This is a genomic window from Celeribacter baekdonensis (genome assembly GCF_900102315.1).
GTDB lineage: Bacteria > Pseudomonadota > Alphaproteobacteria > Rhodobacterales > Rhodobacteraceae > Celeribacter > Celeribacter baekdonensis.
In genome coordinates this window covers 227637-244474 of the sequence record NZ_FNBL01000003.1, presented here as the reverse complement: position 1 = coordinate 244474, position 16838 = coordinate 227637, and the positions used below count along the sequence as shown (strand labels likewise).

Annotated in this window: 19 protein-coding genes; 7 read left to right on the top strand and 12 right to left on the bottom strand. The window is 58.7% G+C overall.

Annotated elements, in window-relative coordinates; all coding sequences use genetic code 11:
- Positions 1-41 precede the first annotated feature (41 nt).
- The 4 genes from BLT54_RS07705 to BLT54_RS07690 all read left to right on the top strand — a co-directional run bounded on the left by BLT54_RS07705 (position 42) and on the right by BLT54_RS07690 (position 4707).
- The gene (locus tag BLT54_RS07705) at positions 42-899 is read left to right on the top strand and encodes an FAD binding domain-containing protein (protein WP_074643095.1); all 858 of its coding nucleotides are present in this window, start codon (positions 42-44) and stop codon (positions 897-899) included.
- Positions 896-1381, top strand: a complete 486-nt coding sequence (locus tag BLT54_RS07700; RefSeq protein ID WP_074643094.1) for a (2Fe-2S)-binding protein — start codon at positions 896-898, stop codon at positions 1379-1381. The genes BLT54_RS07705 and BLT54_RS07700 overlap by 4 nt, the downstream gene beginning before the upstream one ends.
- Positions 1378-3744, top strand: a complete 2367-nt coding sequence (locus tag BLT54_RS07695) for a xanthine dehydrogenase family protein molybdopterin-binding subunit (RefSeq protein WP_074643088.1) — start codon at positions 1378-1380, stop codon at positions 3742-3744. Before BLT54_RS07700 ends, BLT54_RS07695 begins: the two co-directional genes overlap by 4 nt.
- A gap of 126 nt (positions 3745-3870) precedes the next feature.
- A complete protein-coding gene (locus BLT54_RS07690; RefSeq protein WP_176832842.1) occupies positions 3871-4707 on the top strand; it encodes an XdhC family protein in 837 nt (278 codons plus the stop codon).
- Positions 4708-4790: 83 nt separating this feature from the next.
- On the opposite strand, the gene BLT54_RS07685 is transcribed toward BLT54_RS07690, so the two are convergent.
- The 3 genes from BLT54_RS07685 to BLT54_RS07675 are packed head-to-tail and all read right to left on the bottom strand — an operon-like array spanning position 4791 to position 7403.
- Positions 4791-5597 carry an ABC transporter permease gene (locus BLT54_RS07685; protein WP_074643087.1) on the bottom strand — a complete coding sequence of 269 codons (807 nt, stop codon included), beginning with the start codon at positions 5595-5597 and terminating at the stop codon, positions 4791-4793.
- Positions 5590-6399, bottom strand: coding sequence for an ABC transporter ATP-binding protein (locus BLT54_RS07680; protein ID WP_074643086.1), 810 nt, complete (start codon positions 6397-6399; stop codon positions 5590-5592). Before BLT54_RS07680 ends, BLT54_RS07685 begins: the two co-directional genes overlap by 8 nt.
- Positions 6399-7403, bottom strand: a complete 1005-nt coding sequence (locus BLT54_RS07675) for an ABC transporter substrate-binding protein (RefSeq protein WP_074643085.1) — start codon at positions 7401-7403, stop codon at positions 6399-6401. Before BLT54_RS07675 ends, BLT54_RS07680 begins: the two co-directional genes overlap by 1 nt.
- A gap of 160 nt (positions 7404-7563) precedes the next feature.
- Between BLT54_RS07675 and BLT54_RS07670 the strand changes: the two genes are divergently transcribed.
- Positions 7564-8250: a cysteine hydrolase family protein gene (locus BLT54_RS07670; protein WP_074643084.1), complete on the top strand. Its 687-nt coding sequence runs from the start codon at positions 7564-7566 to the stop codon at positions 8248-8250.
- A 50-nt stretch (positions 8251-8300) separates the two neighbouring features.
- The gene (locus BLT54_RS07665) at positions 8301-9068 is read left to right on the top strand and encodes a carbon-nitrogen hydrolase family protein (protein WP_074643083.1); all 768 of its coding nucleotides are present in this window, start codon (positions 8301-8303) and stop codon (positions 9066-9068) included.
- A gap of 61 nt (positions 9069-9129) precedes the next feature.
- On the opposite strand, the gene BLT54_RS07660 is transcribed toward BLT54_RS07665, so the two are convergent.
- From BLT54_RS07660 to BLT54_RS07650, 3 genes are read right to left on the bottom strand one after another with little or no spacing between them, the layout of a single operon-like run.
- Positions 9130-10173: a DUF475 domain-containing protein gene (locus tag BLT54_RS07660; RefSeq protein ID WP_074643082.1), complete on the bottom strand. Its 1044-nt coding sequence runs from the start codon at positions 10171-10173 to the stop codon at positions 9130-9132.
- 50 nt (positions 10174-10223) lie between these two features.
- On the bottom strand, positions 10224-11273 hold the full coding sequence (locus tag BLT54_RS07655; protein ID WP_083351743.1) for a 2Fe-2S iron-sulfur cluster-binding protein: 1050 nt from the start codon (positions 11271-11273) through the stop codon (positions 10224-10226).
- Positions 11274-11280: 7 nt separating this feature from the next.
- The gene (locus BLT54_RS07650) at positions 11281-11760 is read right to left on the bottom strand and encodes a GlcG/HbpS family heme-binding protein (RefSeq protein WP_074643081.1); all 480 of its coding nucleotides are present in this window, start codon (positions 11758-11760) and stop codon (positions 11281-11283) included.
- A gap of 360 nt (positions 11761-12120) precedes the next feature.
- On the opposite strand from BLT54_RS07650, the gene BLT54_RS07645 reads away from it, so the two are divergent.
- Entirely contained in the window at positions 12121-12774 is a 654-nt protein-coding gene (locus tag BLT54_RS07645) for a GntR family transcriptional regulator (RefSeq protein WP_074643080.1), read from the top strand.
- Positions 12775-12791: 17 nt separating this feature from the next.
- On the opposite strand, the gene BLT54_RS07640 is transcribed toward BLT54_RS07645, so the two are convergent.
- The 6 genes from BLT54_RS07640 to BLT54_RS07615 all read right to left on the bottom strand — a co-directional run bounded on the left by BLT54_RS07640 (position 12792) and on the right by BLT54_RS07615 (position 16824).
- On the bottom strand, positions 12792-13541 hold the full coding sequence (locus BLT54_RS07640; RefSeq protein ID WP_083351742.1) for a sulfite exporter TauE/SafE family protein: 750 nt from the start codon (positions 13539-13541) through the stop codon (positions 12792-12794).
- A complete protein-coding gene (locus BLT54_RS07635) occupies positions 13542-14987 on the bottom strand; it encodes an aldehyde dehydrogenase family protein (RefSeq protein WP_074643079.1) in 1446 nt (481 codons plus the stop codon).
- 27 nt (positions 14988-15014) lie between these two features.
- Complete coding sequence (locus BLT54_RS07630) at positions 15015-15335, bottom strand: 2Fe-2S iron-sulfur cluster-binding protein (protein WP_074643078.1); 321 nt, start codon at positions 15333-15335, stop codon at positions 15015-15017.
- A gap of 61 nt (positions 15336-15396) precedes the next feature.
- Complete coding sequence (locus BLT54_RS07625; RefSeq protein WP_074643076.1) at positions 15397-15690, bottom strand: ferredoxin; 294 nt, start codon at positions 15688-15690, stop codon at positions 15397-15399.
- Between the two features lie 56 nt (positions 15691-15746).
- Positions 15747-16040, bottom strand: coding sequence for a 2Fe-2S iron-sulfur cluster-binding protein (locus BLT54_RS07620; protein ID WP_074643073.1), 294 nt, complete (start codon positions 16038-16040; stop codon positions 15747-15749).
- Between the two features lie 52 nt (positions 16041-16092).
- Positions 16093-16824 carry an iron-containing redox enzyme family protein gene (locus BLT54_RS07615; RefSeq protein ID WP_009572114.1) on the bottom strand — a complete coding sequence of 244 codons (732 nt, stop codon included), beginning with the start codon at positions 16822-16824 and terminating at the stop codon, positions 16093-16095.
- Positions 16825-16838 lie beyond the last annotated feature (14 nt).

Here is a 16838-nt window from a genome sequence, read left to right as displayed (position 1 = left end):
CCGCGCTCCCTTTGATGGTCCCTCTTAAAAAGGCGATGGAGATGATGGTGATATCACAGGACGGCCTGATCTCAGTGACCCGCGTTTCGCAGGCGCTCGACATCCTGACACGTTTGGGAGAGACGGCAACCGTGATGGCCGGCGGCACATGGGTCATGCGCGAGGCGCGCGACCGGACCTTTGTGTCGCTGGCAAATATACCAGACCTCACCGACATCTCACTGGATGCCCAGACGCTGGTTGCAGGCTCTATGGTGACCCATCAGGACCTCTGCGACGCTATAACAGGCGCGCCCGATCTGGCGGCGCTCGCCACGGCGGCGGGCAAATCCGCGACCCCCGCCATCCGCCGCATGGCCACTTTGGGTGGCAACCTGTGTACGCGGGATTTTTACTCTGCCGATTTGGCCCCGGCCCTTCTGGCACTGAACGCAGAGGTGGACCTTGAAACCTCCTCGGGCCGCCAGACCCTGTCGCTTGAGGACTACCTCAACACCCCTGTCGACCGGCCCCATATCCTCCTGCGTGTCACCGTGCCCCGCACGGCAGCGCGCTCGGCCCATGTCCGTTTGATGCAACGACAAGCCGGGGACTATCCGCTTGCGGTGGTCAGCCTTTCGGCGGTGATAACCCCCGACGGCGCACTACGAGATTTGCGGATTGCTGTGGGCTCTGTGGAAAAACGCGCACGACGCTGGCGGGCTTTGGAAGCGCTTTGCGAAGGGCAAACGATGACGTCCGACAGCATCCGCACCCACGCCGCCTTGCGCGCCTCACAGGACTTTGTGGGCCGTGACGCGGTGGATGGCCAAGGTTGGTATCGCCTGCGGGTGTTGCCCGCTTTGGTGGCACGGGCCTTCTCTGACATGTCACGGACAGAACAAGGAGCCGGGCGATGATGCTGACTTTGATGATCAATGGCGACCCGGTTCCCTATCACGGCGATCCGCGCCGATCCTTGCTTGAGGTCCTGCGCGAAGATCTACACCTCACCGGGACCAAGGATGTCTGTGGCGAAGGCTTTTGTGGCGCCTGTACGGTTCAAATCGACGGCGTACCGAAAGTGTCCTGCCTGCTGCCCGTCGGGAGCCTTGCCGGGGCTGAGATCACCACGATCGAAGGGGTGTCCAACATTGAGACCCTGACTGCGGTTCAAAAGGCGTTTTTGGAATACGATGTCGTGCAATGCGGCATGTGTTTCCCCGGCATGGTGCTTTCGATGACGCATTTCATGGCGGAAAATCCGTCGCCCACGCGCGCCGAACTCAAATCGGCCATGACCGGAAACATCTGCCGCTGCACCGGCTACGAACGCATTATAGATGCGCTCATCTCGCTTGGCGCAGACGGTTTTGGATCAGCGGACGAGGTGTGCCCATGACACTGCCCTACCCTCCCAATAATGCTGTGATGAACCTGCCTCGGCGGGATGCAAAGGACAAACTTCTGGGACGCACCCGCTATACCGTCGACGACGGCGGCCACGGCACGTTGCACGCCGCCGCGCGCCGTTCAGAGGTCGCATCGGGACGGATCGTTAAAATCGACGTCACCCCCGCGCTGTCCATGCCGGGGGTCAAGGCGATTGCAACACATGAGGACGCGCCCGGTCTGCATGGGATCGGCATCGCCGACCATCCGCTGTTTGCAAAAGACGTGGTGCGCTATCATGGCGAACCTCTGGCCGTTGTGGCCGCGACCACCGTGGCCCAAGCGCGCGCCGCAGCCGCCGCCATTCTGGTCGAGATCGACCCAATAGCGCCTGTTTTGACCATGGCGGAGGCGCTGGCCAAAGACGCGCCATTGATCCACCCCGATTGGGCGACATATGAGATTTTGCGCGAGGGCGCGGCACGCGGCGGCAATGTGGCGTGGGAGGCCACGGTGGTGCGCGGCGACACCGATGCGGCCTTTGCCCGAGACGATGTGACCATTGTGGAGGGCACATATCGGGTCGGACGCCAAAGCCATGTGCCGTTTGAACCGCGTGCTGTGGTCGCCTCCTATGACGACGGGCGGTTTCACATTCACACCTCGACCCAAGTGCCATGGACCGTGCGTCATGTGACGGCCAAGGTTTTGGGCGTGCCCGAAGCGGCGGTGCATGTCACCGTGCCCGCCGTTGGCGGCGGGTTTGGGTTGAAATTCGATTGTTCTCTGGAACCGTTCGCCGCCATTTTGGCGCGCAAGACCGGGCGCAAAGTGTCGCTGGTGAACTCCCGCCGCGAAGAGCAAATGACCTGTTTGAGCCGCGAAAACGCCGACATCCTGATCCGGTCTGCGGTGACACCAGAGGGCGACATTGTCGGGCGCGAAGCCACGGTGTTGATGGATTGCGGTGCCTATGGCGGCGAGCAAGTGTTCCTCACCACAATGACGGCGCATACGCTGGGCGGCAACTACCGGCTTGGATCGGTGAAAATCGCCAGCCAAGCGGTCTATACCAACACGCCCCCCAATGGGGCCTTTCGCGCCTGCAACGGCGTGTACAACACCTTTGCGCTTGAATGTCACACTGACGAAATCTGCAAAGCCATTGGCATGGACCCGCTCACCTTTCGGCGGCGCAACGTGGTGGGTCATGGTGATATTGGCGCGACGGGGCAGGTGTTTGAGGGCGATGTTCTTCGGCCGATGTTGGATTTGGCCATCGACACCTATGGGCCACATGAGCGCGCGAAAAAAGGCCCCGATGGGCGGCTTTACGGGCGCGCCACCACCGTTGGCACATGGTTCATTTTTGTCGGCCCTTCAAGCGCCACGGTCCATCTCAACGTCGATGGCAGCGCCACTTTGGTCACCTCTGGCGTCGAAATCGGGTCGGGCACGATGGTGCAATCCTTGCCACAAATCGTGGCGGCCAATCTGGGCATTCACCCGGATGCGGTCATCGTCAAAACCGCGGATACGGATGCCTCCGGGCGCGATCTGGGCGTGGGCGGCGGGCGCACGACGGTGTCGATCGGCGCGGCCAGCCAAGAGGCCTGCGCCGAGGTCCGGTCCAAACTTTTGGCGGTCGCCAGCCAAATGTTGCAAACACCGCAGGATGATTTGGTGCTCACCCAAGGCCGGGTGGAAATCCGCGGCCGACCCGGCTCTGGCACCTCCATTCAAACCGTGATCGCACAGGCAGAGTTGGAACACGGACCTGTTTCTGGCAGCGGGGCGTTTACCGCGCCGGGCATTGCCGCGATGCCGGGATGTGCCGCGGGGCATTTCATTGATGCGATAGATATTCCGGTGTTTGCCGTCCATGATTGCGACGTGGCGGTGGACCCGGATACCGGCAAGGTCGAGATCCTCGCCTACCGCGTCATCCAAGACGTAGGTCGGGCGCTGAATCCACGTGCGATCCATGGTCAAATTCAGGGTGGGGTCACGCAGGGCATTGGCTACGCATTACATGAGGAAATCACGATCAATGCAGAGGGCGCGTTTGATCAGACCTGCTTTTCCTCCTACCGCATTCCGACCGCGCTCGACACCCTGCCGATCGACTATCACCTCTATGAGGGCGCGCCGTCTTGTGGGCCTTTGGGCACGAAAGGCGCGGGCGAAGTGCCAATTTTGAACGTGGGTGCAACCCTTGCCTGCGCTGTGGCCAATGCCATCGGAACCCCGGTGAACGCGCTGCCTCTGACCGCGCCTCGGGTGTTGGGGTTGATCGACGGTCTCAGTTCAGGTGTCGACCTGTCGCATCTGTCGCGCCATTGGCATGAGAATACGATTGCCTTTTCAAAGTGATCTGAGAGCGCGCGAAACATGGAAGCACCAGTGCCCCGCCCACAGGACGACCCCCTCGCGCCGACACCGGGTTCGGTCGCGGACAGGCTGCCGTTTTGTCCGCAGAAAACGGATCGCCCTAGGCATGTGTTGGACTTTCTTCGACAGGCGATGGAGGCGGGTCAGGCCGCGGCCTTGGTGCTTTTGGTCGGGATCGAGGGCAGCGCCTCACGCAGCTTAGGCACGATCATGGCGGTGCGTGAAGACGGCGTGTATTGTGGCTACGTCTCGGGCGGGTGCATTGAAGCCGCCGTTGCGACGGAGGCCTTGTCCGCCCTTCAGACCGGCCAGGATCGCCTGATACGCTTTGGCAAGGGATCGCCGTTTTTCGACATCGCCCTGCCCTGTGGTGGTGGGCTTGACCTATTGGTGCATGTGCTGCGCGACGGGGCACCGATCCGCGCCGTCTTGGCACAGCTGGCAAGCCGTCACCCCGCGACGCTGGTCTATGACAAAGACAATGCGCGGTTGATGGCCCAGCCGAGCAACGCCCAGACCGGATGGCATGACGCGCGGTTTGTGACCCATTTCACCCCGTCCGTGCGGATCGTCGTCATGGGCGAGAGCCTTGAGGCGGAGGCGCTGATCCGGGTGGCGCAGGCTGCGGATGTGGACATCGCAAGGCGGGATGGGCGGCACGGGTTGGGCGAGATCGACGCCCACACCGCCATCGCGTTTCTGCACCATAGTGCGGAGGATGACGAGCCGCTGCTGACGCAGGCGCTGTTGAGTGAGGCGTTTTATGTCGGCTGTCTCGGCGGCAGACAGACACAACACCGGCGGCGGCAAGGCCTCGCCACTGCGGGGTTAGACCAGATCGCGATGGAGCGGCTTCATGGTCCAATCGGTCTCTTTGGACCCGCGCGCAATGCGTCTTCGCTCGCGGTGTCGGTTCTGGCCGAGATCTTGAGCAAACGGGCTTAGGACAGACACAATTTGGGTCAGTGGGAACGCGAGGGATGAAACATGCCCCCGCGCCCCTCCATGGTGCAGTTCAGTGAGATATTTCAACGGGTGAGTATGGCTTCCGCTTTTTGCACGATCAGATAGATGCCAACGGAAATCAGACTGAGGATCACAATGGCCGCCATCACCATATCCATGCGAAAAATCTGGCTGCCGTAGACGATCAAATAGCCAAGACCGGCTTTGGACGCCTGAAATTCCCCCACAATCACCCCCACAAGGCTCAGGCCGACATTGGCTTTCAACGTCGCCATGAAGGTGTGAACATTGCCGGGCAAAATCACCTTGGTCAGGATTTGCACCTGCCCTGCCCCAAGGGTTTTCGCCAGTTTGATCTTGTTTGGATCGCTTTGGTTGAACCCGGTGTAGAGCATCAGGATCGTGATGAACAAAGCCACGGCAATGGCCACGGCATAGATCGACCCGGTCGGCCCCAACCAGATGTAAAAGATCGGCACCAAGGCGATTTTTGGCAAGGCGTTGAGCACCACCAAAAAGGGGTCGAGCACCCGCTCCAACATCGGCGACAACCACAGGCAGATGGCGATTGCCGTGCCGAGGATCATGGCGATGGCAAAGCTGATCATCACCTCCATCAGCGTGACGCCAATATGAAGCCCCAGTTTGCCCTGCGCAATCAGGTCCCAAAACCCGTCCCAAACGGCGCTTGGGTAACTGGTGAGCATCGGATTCACCATGCCGTTGCGCGGCGCATATTCCCACAGGGCCAAAAAGCCCAACAGCAAAAGCAGGCGCCCGACGATCACTTTGCGACGGGCGCGGCCCTGACGTGCGGCCCAGTTTTGATAGGCGACGCTGGGGGTCGCGTTCGGGGTCGTGTCAGCCATCGGATTCCATCTCCGTCCAGATTGTGTGGAAATAGTCTTTGAACTCCTCCGCATCGCGCACTGCCATGCAGCCGGGACGCACCTCGCCCAAACTTGGGAAGGTGATGTCGTGAATGTTTTTGAGCCGTCCGGGGCGTGGACTGAGAACGATCACCCGGTCGGCCATGGCGATGGCTTCGGGGATGTCATGGGTGACAAGGATCGCGGTCTTGCCTTCGCGCCGGATGATCTCGCCGATCTCCTCGGAAATCGACATGCGGGTCTGAAAATCCAGCGCCGAAAACGGCTCATCAAGCAAAAGGATATCCGGCTCCATACACATGGTCCGCCCAAGCGCCGCGCGTTGACGCATCCCGCCCGACAATTGCGTTGGACGGTGATGCAAGAACTGCCCAAGACCGTAATTCGTCAAAATCCGCTCGGCCCGCGCCCGTGCGGCGGGCATGTCCATGCCACGAATTTCCGGTCCAAGCAGCGCGTTCTCTAAAATGGTGCGCCATTCAAACAAGCTGTCGTGTTGCAACATAAACCCCACCTGTGGCGAGGGGCCTTTGACGGGTTTTCCGTCGATCAGCACCTGTCCCGAAGTCGATTGCATCAATCCGCACAGCAGTGACAGCAACGTCGATTTGCCACAGCCGGATTGCCCAACAATGGAGATGAATTCACCTTTGTTGACGGTGAAATTCATGTCACTCACGGCGTGGGTTTCACCCTTGGTCGAAAAGTAATGCAGGTCGACGTTGCGAAATTCAATTTTGGGCGGCACCGCGAGGTGCCGCCCTGTGGTATCGCCCGTCATTATTGCGCACTCTGCGCAAAGAAGCTGGGATCTACGACGTTTTCAAAAGCCACTTTTGTCTCAACGGCGAGAAGTCCATTATGCATCAGCATGTCTTGAAGCGCGTCAATCGCCTCAGGCGCAACCGCGGGTGACGTTTTCCAAACGCCCGCCGTACGGTGACGCAGTACGCTTTGGGACAGCTCGTCCAAACCCACGCCGGGAAAATAGGGCTGCAAGACCTGCGCCACATCGGCCTCCGGGGCCTCGGCAATCCAGGCTTCGGCCTTGGCGATCGCTTTGACAAAGCCGCCCACCACCTCTGGATGCTCGGCGATATAGGCTTGGCGGGCAATGAAGACCGTATAGTCGATATTGCCAACCGCCTGGCCGACATTGGTTTGGGCATAAAAACCGTTGGCCTCAAGCGTGGTCACGTCCGGTTCAAAGAAGGTGCCATAATCGGCAACGCCCGACATGAAGGCCCCCATCCGGGCAGGAATGGCAACATTGGTGATGATTTCAACATCTTCGTCCGGGTTCAAACCGGCCTTTTCAAGCGCCGCGCGCAGGAACATCGCCGGAGACGACCCTTCGCGCCAACCAAGGATTTTTTTGCCCTTCAATGTGGCCCAATCAAAGTCGCCTGTCGCAGGATCATGCCCGATCAGAAAGGAGCCATCCGTTGCCGTCAGCCCGGCAATGATGCGAATTTTCTCAGGTGACTTTCCGGTCTCGACATAGAGTGTGGTCTCCGGCCCGGCGAGCGCGATATCCACGGATTTTGACAGTAAGGCGGCCGTCACCTTGTCGCTGCCCTGACCTGCGATCAGATCAAAGGCGATGCCCTCTTCCTCAAAATAGCCATTGCCGATCGCGACATAGAGCGGTGAATAAAACAGCGAGTGAATGACCTCCATGAAGGAGATTTTTGTCACATCCTCGGCGGCAGCCGGTGTGGGCATGGTCGTCAGCGTCGCCGCCGTGATGCCAGCGATAAAGGAAAGAGTGCGTGCGATTTTCATAGTACCTCCTGTTGACGAGAGTGTTGTATTTTTTGCCGAAAGTGTTGTGATCTGGGCCTATCGACTTGAATTGCAGTATACAATATACTGAAAGAAGATCACTAAAATACCTCCACAAGAGCATAAAATTTGCGCACACCCTGACCATGGAGATCACAATATGAGCAAAATTCACCCATTTGAGATGCCTGGATGGGCGACTGAGCGCATCCTGGCCCGCCAAGGTCGTTTGCATGTACACGATTCCCTCCCCGCGGATCGGACCGCTCTGGTCGTGGTTGACATGCAAAACTACTTTCTTGATCCGCAAAGTGGTGCCAGCGTGCCCAATGCACGCGCCATCGTCGACAACATCAACCGGCTGGCCAAGGCACTACGCCAAGCGGGTGGGACAGTGATCTGGATCAGAACGCTTTACACCGAACAAGCGCTGGCCGAGATCCCGCATTTTCATCAAACCTTGCTGACTCCCGCGCGGTTCGAAACCCGCTGTGCCGCGTTGGATCGCGAGGCCAAAGGCTCGCAGATCTGGCCCAATCTCGATGTGCGCGACGAGGATATGATCGTCGAAAAGACCCGCTATAGTGGGGTGATCCAAGGTGCCGGAGATTTGGAACATAGGCTGCGCGCGGCGGGTATTGAGGCCATTTTGGTGGGAGGAACCATGACCAATGCCTGTTGTGATTCCACCGCGCGGGACGCAATGATGCTCAACTTTCGGACCACCATGGTGCATGATGCCTGTGCGTCCCTGCGCGATGACGAACACGCCTTTGCCTTGATCAATTTCGCGCTGTTCTTTGGCGATGTGACGGATACGACTACATTGATTGAACGCTATAGCTGAACGAAAGAGAGGGGCATTTTGACCACGACACCTTGCACAAATGGTCCAACATGAAACTGGCGCTGTTTCAATCCGCGCCAGCCGACCACTCATTTGAGCGGACAGAGGCGCTTTTGCACACGGCGGCACGCCAAGGTGCGGATGTGCTTGTGCTGCCCGAATTGTTTTTCCCCGGATACAATCGGCCCGATTTACATCACGCCGAGGCCCAGCCGATCGCGGGCGCTTGGATGGATGATCTGCGGACACGGGTGGCGGACACGGGATGTGCGTTGGTGTTTGGGTGGGCCGAACGGTCAGGATCAACAGTCTATAACGCCGCAAGCTGCATCGGTGCAGATGGCGCGATTTTATCGCATTACCGCAAAGTTCAGCTTTTCGGGGACATGGAGCGCGCGAGTTTTACGGCGGGAGATCACCTGTCCCCGACCTTCCAACTTGCGGGACGTACCTGCGGGATATTGATCTGTTATGACATCGAATTCCCCGGCCATGCCGCAACACTCGCGCGCGCCGGGGCGGAGGTCCTTTTTGTCCCCACCGCCAATCCCGCAGGCTATGAGCATGTTCAGGAGGTGCTGGTCCCGACCCGCGCCCATGAAAACCGCGCCTTTGTCGCCTATGCCAACTCTTGCGGTGCCGAAAACGGGATACAATTTGGCGGCGGATCGGTGATTGCCGGACCCGATGGGCGCGCGCTGGCGCGGGCGGGCATGGACGAGACGCTTTTGATCGTTGATCTGCCGAAACTCACAGACTATCCGCCAGAAGCCCTGTCGATACAGGGGACTGAGTTTCGCCCCGCCCCGATAAAGTAAGGCACTTCTTTGGGCCAGGGAAAGCCGATAAGCGCCTTACAGAGACCGCCAAAGATACGACCTATTCCGCCGCCGCCGGATGAGAACGGCGCTTGTTGTAGCGCAGCGAAGAGACAAGCGAGAGCAGGATAAAGCCCGCGCCGACCAACCCGGTGATCACCTCAGGGATATGCACGAGGCTTTGCACGAACATCACGCAAGACAACACAAACACCGAGTAAAACGCCCCGTGTTCGAGATAGCGAAACGCGGTCAGCGTTTCCTTTTCCACCAACATGATCGTCATCGAGCGCACATACATCGCGCCGATGCCCAGACCGATGGCAATGAGAAACAGGTTTTGTGTCAGGGCAAAGGCCCCGATCACCCCGTCAAAGCTAAAGGAGGCATCCAGCACTTCGAGATACATGAACGCGCCAAACCCGCCTGCCGCCGCCATCGCTCCGCGGTCAAGAATATGCCCGAGCGTTTCGACCGCGATAAAGGCCACCAGTCCCGCAATCGCAGCGACCAGAAATGAGCCGCGTTCCGCCTGATCAAGAAACCCTGAGATCAGCAACACAATGAGCAACACCAAACCAATCGCCACTCCGCGCACGGAGGCCCATGTCCGCAAAAGATTTTCGAGCGGGCGCAGCCAATCGACCTCCTTGTCAGGGTCGATAAAATAGTTCAACGCCACCATCATCAAAAACGTCCCGCCAAAGGCCGAGATCGACAGATGCGCGGCCCCAATGAGACGCGCATATTCGGAAGGCTCGGTGGCGGCCAAGCGAATGGCCTCGATCGGGCCTATTTTGGCGGCGATAGAGACAACAGCCAGCGGAAAGATGATCCGCATGCCAAAGACGGCAATCAGGATGCCCCATGTGAGAAAGCGCCGCCGCCAGACATCGCTCATATCTCTGAGTTTATTGGCATTCACGATGGCATTATCGAAGCTCAACGAGATTTCGAGCACCGAAAGGATAATCCCAATCGTGACAAAGGCGATCATGCCAGAGAGCTGCCCGGTGTAGGCCCAACCGAGCCAGATACAGAGCCCAAGACCGATCAAGGTGACCGCAAAACTCCAGCGAAAATACTTGAATATGGACGAGGACATGGTGCCTCGATCCCCCTCTGTCTTGCGAGCGCGCGCAAAGGCGGCTCTGGTTACAGATTATGTGCGAAGTGAAAGCTGTCCACATAGATATGGTTGACGCTCGCCTCAGCTTCAAGAGCGCGCACACGCGCCGCGGCGATCATTGCCGGGGAGCCGCACAGATAGAGCGCATGCTCTGACAGATCGGGGAGATCTTCGATCACCGCATCCTGAACATAGCCCCGCCGCCCTGACCAGCCTTCTGTGGCCCGCGACAGGACCGGAACAAAGGTGAAATCCTCCAACGCCGCGCCCAACGTGGCGATCTCATCGGCGAGATACAGCTCGCTTTCCTCGCGCATCCCCCAATAGAGCGCGACGGGTGGACAGTCTGGATCGTCCTTAATCGCCGCAAGCATGGCGCGCAGCGGCGCGATGCCCGTGCCGGTCGCAACCAAAACGAGGGGACGAAAATCATCGAGACGCAGGCGGAACAGCCCGTGCGGTCCATGCAGAGCCACCGTCTCCCCGCATTTGAGCGCCGGGACGATGCCAGCGGTGAACATCCCGCCGGGGATGGTACGGATATGCAACTCGATCATGGTTTCATCTGGAGCCGAAGCGATCGAAAACGACCGTGTCGCACCGCTCTGTGTGACCACATCAACATATTGACCCGGAAGAAACGCCGGCATGCCGCCAACCGGGGACAGGCGCAGCCGGGTGATGTCACCGCAGACCTGATCGACGGCCAAAACCTGAGCCATGAAGGGGGACGGTTCCGGGCGATCTGTTGGCATCAACGGCGCTTCGATCACAAGGTTGGTTTGCGCCCGCGCCTGACAGGCCAGCGCAAAACCACAGCCGCGCTCTTGATCGCTCAATCCAATGGGATCATCCGCATAGGCGACACCGCCTTCCAAAACCCGTACCCGACAAGAGCCACAAAACCCTGTCTTGCACTCATGTGCCAACTCAATCCCGGCGTTCAATGCCGCCGCCAGAACGGATTCATGCGGCTGGACCGGAAAGGTTTTGCCGGTTTCGGCCAAGGTCACATGCAAGGCCTCGGTTTCCGATGTGCCCCCTTCGACTTTGTGAACTGCGCGAATGATGGTCATGGTGGCCTCACTTTTTGATGTCGGCGGCGACAAGCACCTTATGGCCCTGTGGGGTCAGCAGATCAGACAAGGCCTGTAGCGCGGCAACGCCAGCGGCTGTGTCCTGTTCGCCATTGCCGCCCGACAGGCCAACACCGCCAACGACCTCATCATCGACAACAATCGGAAAGCCGCCGACGAAAACCGCGAACTTGCCCTCAAAAGACAATTGGATACCAAAGGCCTCATTCCCCGGCAGCGCCGGACCGTTGGGAGCCTTGTTGAACAGATGGGTCGAGCGTTTGTGCGTGGCCGCCGTAAAGGCCTTATTCCAACTGATTTGCGGGCCTGTGACGCGCGCGCCGTCCATACGTTCGATCAGGATCGGGAATCCTCCGTCATCCGCGATGCAAATTGTTTCGAGCACCCCGATTTCTTTGGATTTTTCAACAGCAGCCGCGATCATCACGCGCGCCTCTTCGGACTGAAGTCTGAGGACAGTTTTCAATGGATCATCTCTTGAGTTGTGCGATTGTAACTTTTATTTTGTATACTGTTTTCAAAAATATCCCCTCTATGCAACTTATTTCTAGCGCAATAAGCCAAAAATTCCTCAAATGGCCCCTCACGTTTCAATTTTAGTATACCAAACAATATAAATTTCAAAACCAAGTGCGCGATCTGACAGGACCCCCTCTGTCCTGCGGATGAAAATCGCGATTCTCGCCGATCATCCCAAGCACAGACCCAAGATCCGATCATGCCGCCTCACGACTTGGCAAGCCGCTTTGCTATCTGGTATACAACTTTATGAAACGCGCGCGGCCCACCCCGACCGCGCGCCACAAAAGAAACGGCAGGACAACAGATGACAGTGGCTTTGGGAGACGCGCACACACCATTGACGAAAATGGTCAAGGATGCGCTACGCCAACGGATTTTGAACGCCGAATTCGAAACCGGCGCCCGCCTTGTGGAAGGTCGGATTTCCGAGGAAATGGGCGTGTCGCGCATGCCCGTGCGCGAGGCATTGCGGGAACTGGCCGCCGAAGGTCTGGTCAAGATCATCCCCCGGCGCGGGGCGACCGTCTCGATGCCCGCACCCGATCAAAAAATGGAATTGATCGAAGTGCGCGCGACGCTTGAATCGCTCAATGCCAAACTCGCGGCCAAGCGCAAAGACCCGGAGCGGATCGCCGAATTGCAACGCGTCCTTGCAGCGGGTGAAAGCGCCATCGAAGAGGGTGATTTTAGCCAGATCAGCGCCCATAACGACGCGTTTCACACCGCACTTGGTCAGGTGTCGGGCAATGCGACCCTTCAGGACCTGATCCGCACTCTGCGCGACCAAACCGCGATGCTGTTTAAGCAAGATGACCCGGTGAAAGTGTCAAAGAGCTGGCAGGAACATGCCGACATTCTGCGCGCTGTGATTGCCGGGGACGAAGAACTTGCAGCCCTTTTGGCGGCGCGCCATGTGTATAATTCGGTCGACACGCCGGAGGCGACAGACGAGGCCTAAACCCTCTCTGATCCACCTCAAAAGGCCGCCCGCAGCAAAAGCCCGACCGCGCTGAGGGCGGACAGCCCCAAAAGCACATGGCGGATCGCGCCTTTTGGCACATGCCGCGCAAGGCGTGTTGAGACAGTGAAGCCCAAAAGCAGCGCAGGCAGCAAAAACAGGCCCAACAGCAGTTGATGCAGGCCAAAGCGTCCAACGGACGCCAGCAACAACAGCGAAGTTGTTGCCCCAAAAAAGAAGGTGAAATTCAGCGTCGCCCGCAAAGTGGCGGGGGCCGCGTTTTGCATGACGATCGCATAGGGCGGCGCGCCCGAGGAGGTGATCGTGCCCATAATGCCCGACATGACCCCAGCCGCCCCCAACGTGCGCCAGTTGGCAACGATCCTCAGGCCACTATAACTCAACGCCACCCCCAATAAGATCAGCACCGCGAAGAGAATGTAAAAGCTTGTCGCACTCAATAGTGTCATCACGGCCACGGCGATGAAATTGCCAATCACCCGGCCCGTGATCATCATGCCGGCGGATTTGTAATCAATCGCGGAGCGTTCGCGCAGGACCACCATGACCGACAGGCATCCGCCCAAAACCAGCAGCGGGCCGGGGGCCAATTCCGGGAAAAACAGCGCCGACAGCGGGGCCGAGAACATGGCAAAGCCCAAGCCCCCCACGCCTTGGAGAATGGCGGCGACAAAGACCATCGCCACCATGCCCAAGACATGCAGAGTCAAAAGATTTCCGCCGATCAGATCGTGGACAAATTCCATTCAGCCCCCCAGATAGACGCTTTTGATCCGGCTGTAGAAATCCATCACATTGGCCCCGCCTTGCTCTTTCGCGCTTTGGTTGGAGGAATGTTTGAACCCGCCGAAAGGGGCGTTGAGCGCCACACCCGTGGTCGGGCTGTTGACCTTGACGACACCGTGCTGAGTTTTCTGGGCGATTTTGAGAATGGCCGCCATGTCATTGGAGACAAGGGAAATCGCCAGACCATATTCGGTATCATCAGCGATTTCGATCGCCTCATCAACACCATCCACGGCATGCACAGCCACAACAGGCGCGAAAATTTCGTCGCGCAACAGGCGGCTGTCCGCAGGCACGTCGGCAATCACGGTTGGACGGATAAAGAAGCCATTGGCCAGATCGGCAGAGGCCTCGGGCAAGCCGCCGGTGGTGATCCGTCCGCCTTCTTGCGTGGCAATGCCAAGATAGGTTTTGACCTTATCAAGCTGCGCACTGGTGGCCAGCGGCCCCATATTTACGCCTTCGCGAGTGCCCGCACCGATGGTGATCCCGGCGGCGGCCGCCGACAGTTTTTCGACCAGCGCGTCATAATGGTTGCGCGCCACAAGCACGCGGCTCGTGCCGGTACAGGCCTGACCCGTCAGGCCAAATGCGCCGCGCCGAATGATGTCCACCGCGCGATCAAGATCGGCATCTTCCAACACCACAGTGGCGTTTTTGCCGCCCATCTCCAACTGACAGCGGGTGTCTGTGGTCAAAGCCGAGGCGATTTGCATCCCCACCCCGTAGGACCCGGTGAAGGTCAGCGCGTCGATCCCCGGCGTCGATGTGATCGCTTGGCCCACGGTGGCCCCACGGCCATGAATGAGGGCAATCAGGCCTTTCGGCAGCCCCGCATCCAGCAACACCTCAACAAGGCGCTGGCCCATCAAGGGGGTCATTTCGGAGGGCTTGAAAATCACCCCATTGCCCGCCGCGAGCGCAGGCGCGATTTTACGCGCCGCCATCGACAGCGGGAAATTCCAGGGCGTGATCACCGCGACAACCCCCACAGGCTGGCGCAGCGTCAATGCGATTTGCCCCTCAGGCATCGGGAAACTTTCGCCCTTCAGACGCAACGCCTCCCCCGCATAAAACCGAAAATTGGCGGCGATCCGGCTGGTTTCATTGCGCGCCTCGGTGAGGGTCTTGCCCTCCTCGCGGGTCAGTTCCGCGGCGATGGCGTCAATGCGCGATGAGATAATATCGGCGGCTTTATACAGCACATCCGCCCGCGCCTCCGGGCCTTTGGCGGCCCATGCCGGCCACACGGCAGACACGGTTTCGACGGCGGCGGCCACATCCTCCATCCCGCCATTCGGGAACAGGCCGATGAGGTCGGTTTGGTCGGCGGGATTGCGGTTTTCAAACGTCTCGCCAGAGAGGGCCGGAACCCAGTCCCCGCCAATAAAATTGAGATAAGACATGTTTGCCCCTTTTGTCGCGCGACCCGTTCAGACGCGCTTTTGCGTTTCTTTTGAAGCGGTTTCACCCCAAGACACTTTCACATCGCCACGCACGAAGGTCTGGCAGGCCATGCGAAACCCATTGGCCACATCTTCGTCGGTGAGATGTTTGCGCTCTTTGGCTTTCACGTCGTCGGTATGCTCCAACCCCTCGACCACTTTGCAGCGACAGGTGCCGCAAAATCCGCCGCCGCATTTGAACGGAATACCGCCCTTTTCGCGCAGCGAGGCGCGCAAAAGATTGCTCCCCGCATCGACAGAAATGGTTTTGTTGTCGTTGGGAATAAAGGTGATGTTGATCTTATCCATGGCCTGTCTTTGTGCATTTTATGATGTGGTCAGGCGACCGGGGGAGACGATTTGGCGGGTCTCACACAGCGCGCAACTCGATGTCCATGCTGCCGAAATGGGTCAGAACATTCAGCTCCGCCCGCGCCTCTTCAATCGTGTCAAAGGACTCGAACATTTTGCACGGCACCTTGTTGACGATGTGCGGCGGCTCGTCTTCGACGATGGTGATGCGGTCGGCATCGACGATCTCGGCAATGGTGAAATTGGCGCGTTTGCGGCCATAAAAAATGTAATCATAGGATTCGATGGAGACGACGCCATCGCCCATGACAGTGCGGAATTCATCGGGTTTGGTGGTCAGAATGACATACATGAGACAGCCCTCGGCAAGGATGAAGGAAGCACCGCCCCTTGGGGCGATACAAAGACTTAGACGTCTTGTGCGAGTTCGATATCTTCGGTGACCCAGAGCTGACATGCGAGGCGGTAGCCCTCGTCCAATCGCTCGCCAAGTTGGCGTTTCTCTTTCCAGTTTGGCGGCTCCAAATGGTCCGCCCCGGCCAGAATGCGACAGGTACAGGTCGAGCATTTGCCCATGCCGCATTTATAGGCCAGATTGGGAAACGGAAACTTACGGATCCCGGCGCTGACCACGAGATTGGTGTTGGCGGCAACGTCGCCCTCAAACACCTCGCCGCCTTTGTGCAAGATAACTTTTGGCATGAGATTTTCCGGCTGGGAAAGGCGGGCTGAAACCCACCCCTCTAGGGTCAGATCAGGCGGCGAGGCCCAGGTCGGAGAGCGGGATTTCTGCGCCCACATACTCATTGTAGAGCGCTGTGGTGTAGAGCAGACGCATCTGCGCCCCGATTTCACAGATTTTTAGGCATTTCTGCTGAAGCTCATAGGTGCGGGCATGTTCCAGAACGATCTGATAGCCGCGCTCGCCGTGGATTTCGTCAGAGACGATGTGCAGGTCAAAGAATTCGACCTCTTCGTCAGTGAAGCCGTATGTGTCGCGCAATGTCGGGGTTTGCTTGCGGTAGATCGACGGCACCTGGCTTTCGAGACCCACCACAAGGCCCGCGATGGCAACGATCGGATCCTCGCGCATCGCCACGGTGTAGCACCACGCCTGAAGCGCGCGGGTGGTTGCGGTCATGTTGTCAGGGTTGAGAATGCGCGCGCGGTTTGTGCCACAGGCTTCGCCAAAACGGATCAAAAGATCGGTGTGACGATCCGCCGCCAGCTCTTCCTCATACATGTTCTGAAGCATGAAATCTTTGGCTTCTTCGAACTCTGCGGGCAGGCGCGCGTAGACATAAGCGAGGTATTCGGCGAAGGGGCCGACATAGTGATAATGGTTTTCACACCAGCGCGCGAGATGGTCGCGCGACAGTTTTCCGCTCGCCCATGCAAGGCTGAACGGGGATGCGTTGGCGGTGTTGCCCTTGATGGCTGTTTCGAGGGCTGTGCGTAGTTCATCGGGATTCAGGACCTGGCCCATTTCCGTCTCTCCGT

Coding starts and splice junctions, on each gene's coding strand:
- BLT54_RS07615 (WP_009572114.1), bottom strand. CDS start 16,824: ATGGGCCAGGTCCTGAATCCCGATGAACTACGCACAGCCCTCGAAACA.
- BLT54_RS07670 (WP_074643084.1), top strand. CDS start 7,564: ATGAGCAAAATTCACCCATTTGAGATGCCTGGATGGGCGACTGAGCGC.
- BLT54_RS07685 (WP_074643087.1), bottom strand. CDS start 5,597: ATGGCTGACACGACCCCGAACGCGACCCCCAGCGTCGCCTATCAAAAC.
- BLT54_RS07645 (WP_074643080.1), top strand. CDS start 12,121: ATGACAGTGGCTTTGGGAGACGCGCACACACCATTGACGAAAATGGTC.
- BLT54_RS07635 (WP_074643079.1), bottom strand. CDS start 14,987: ATGTCTTATCTCAATTTTATTGGCGGGGACTGGGTTCCGGCCCTCTCT.
- BLT54_RS07695 (WP_074643088.1), top strand. CDS start 1,378: ATGACACTGCCCTACCCTCCCAATAATGCTGTGATGAACCTGCCTCGG.
- BLT54_RS07680 (WP_074643086.1), bottom strand. CDS start 6,399: ATGACGGGCGATACCACAGGGCGGCACCTCGCGGTGCCGCCCAAAATT.
- BLT54_RS07640 (WP_083351742.1), bottom strand. CDS start 13,541: ATGGAATTTGTCCACGATCTGATCGGCGGAAATCTTTTGACTCTGCAT.
- BLT54_RS07665 (WP_074643083.1), top strand. CDS start 8,301: ATGAAACTGGCGCTGTTTCAATCCGCGCCAGCCGACCACTCATTTGAG.
- BLT54_RS07625 (WP_074643076.1), bottom strand. CDS start 15,690: ATGTATGTCATTCTGACCACCAAACCCGATGAATTCCGCACTGTCATG.
- BLT54_RS07675 (WP_074643085.1), bottom strand. CDS start 7,403: ATGAAAATCGCACGCACTCTTTCCTTTATCGCTGGCATCACGGCGGCG.
- BLT54_RS07705 (WP_074643095.1), top strand. CDS start 42: ATGATGGTGATATCACAGGACGGCCTGATCTCAGTGACCCGCGTTTCG.
- BLT54_RS07620 (WP_074643073.1), bottom strand. CDS start 16,040: ATGCCAAAAGTTATCTTGCACAAAGGCGGCGAGGTGTTTGAGGGCGAC.
- BLT54_RS07655 (WP_083351743.1), bottom strand. CDS start 11,273: ATGACCATCATTCGCGCAGTTCACAAAGTCGAAGGGGGCACATCGGAA.
- BLT54_RS07630 (WP_074643078.1), bottom strand. CDS start 15,335: ATGGATAAGATCAACATCACCTTTATTCCCAACGACAACAAAACCATT.
- BLT54_RS07660 (WP_074643082.1), bottom strand. CDS start 10,173: ATGTCCTCGTCCATATTCAAGTATTTTCGCTGGAGTTTTGCGGTCACC.
- BLT54_RS07700 (WP_074643094.1), top strand. CDS start 896: ATGATGCTGACTTTGATGATCAATGGCGACCCGGTTCCCTATCACGGC.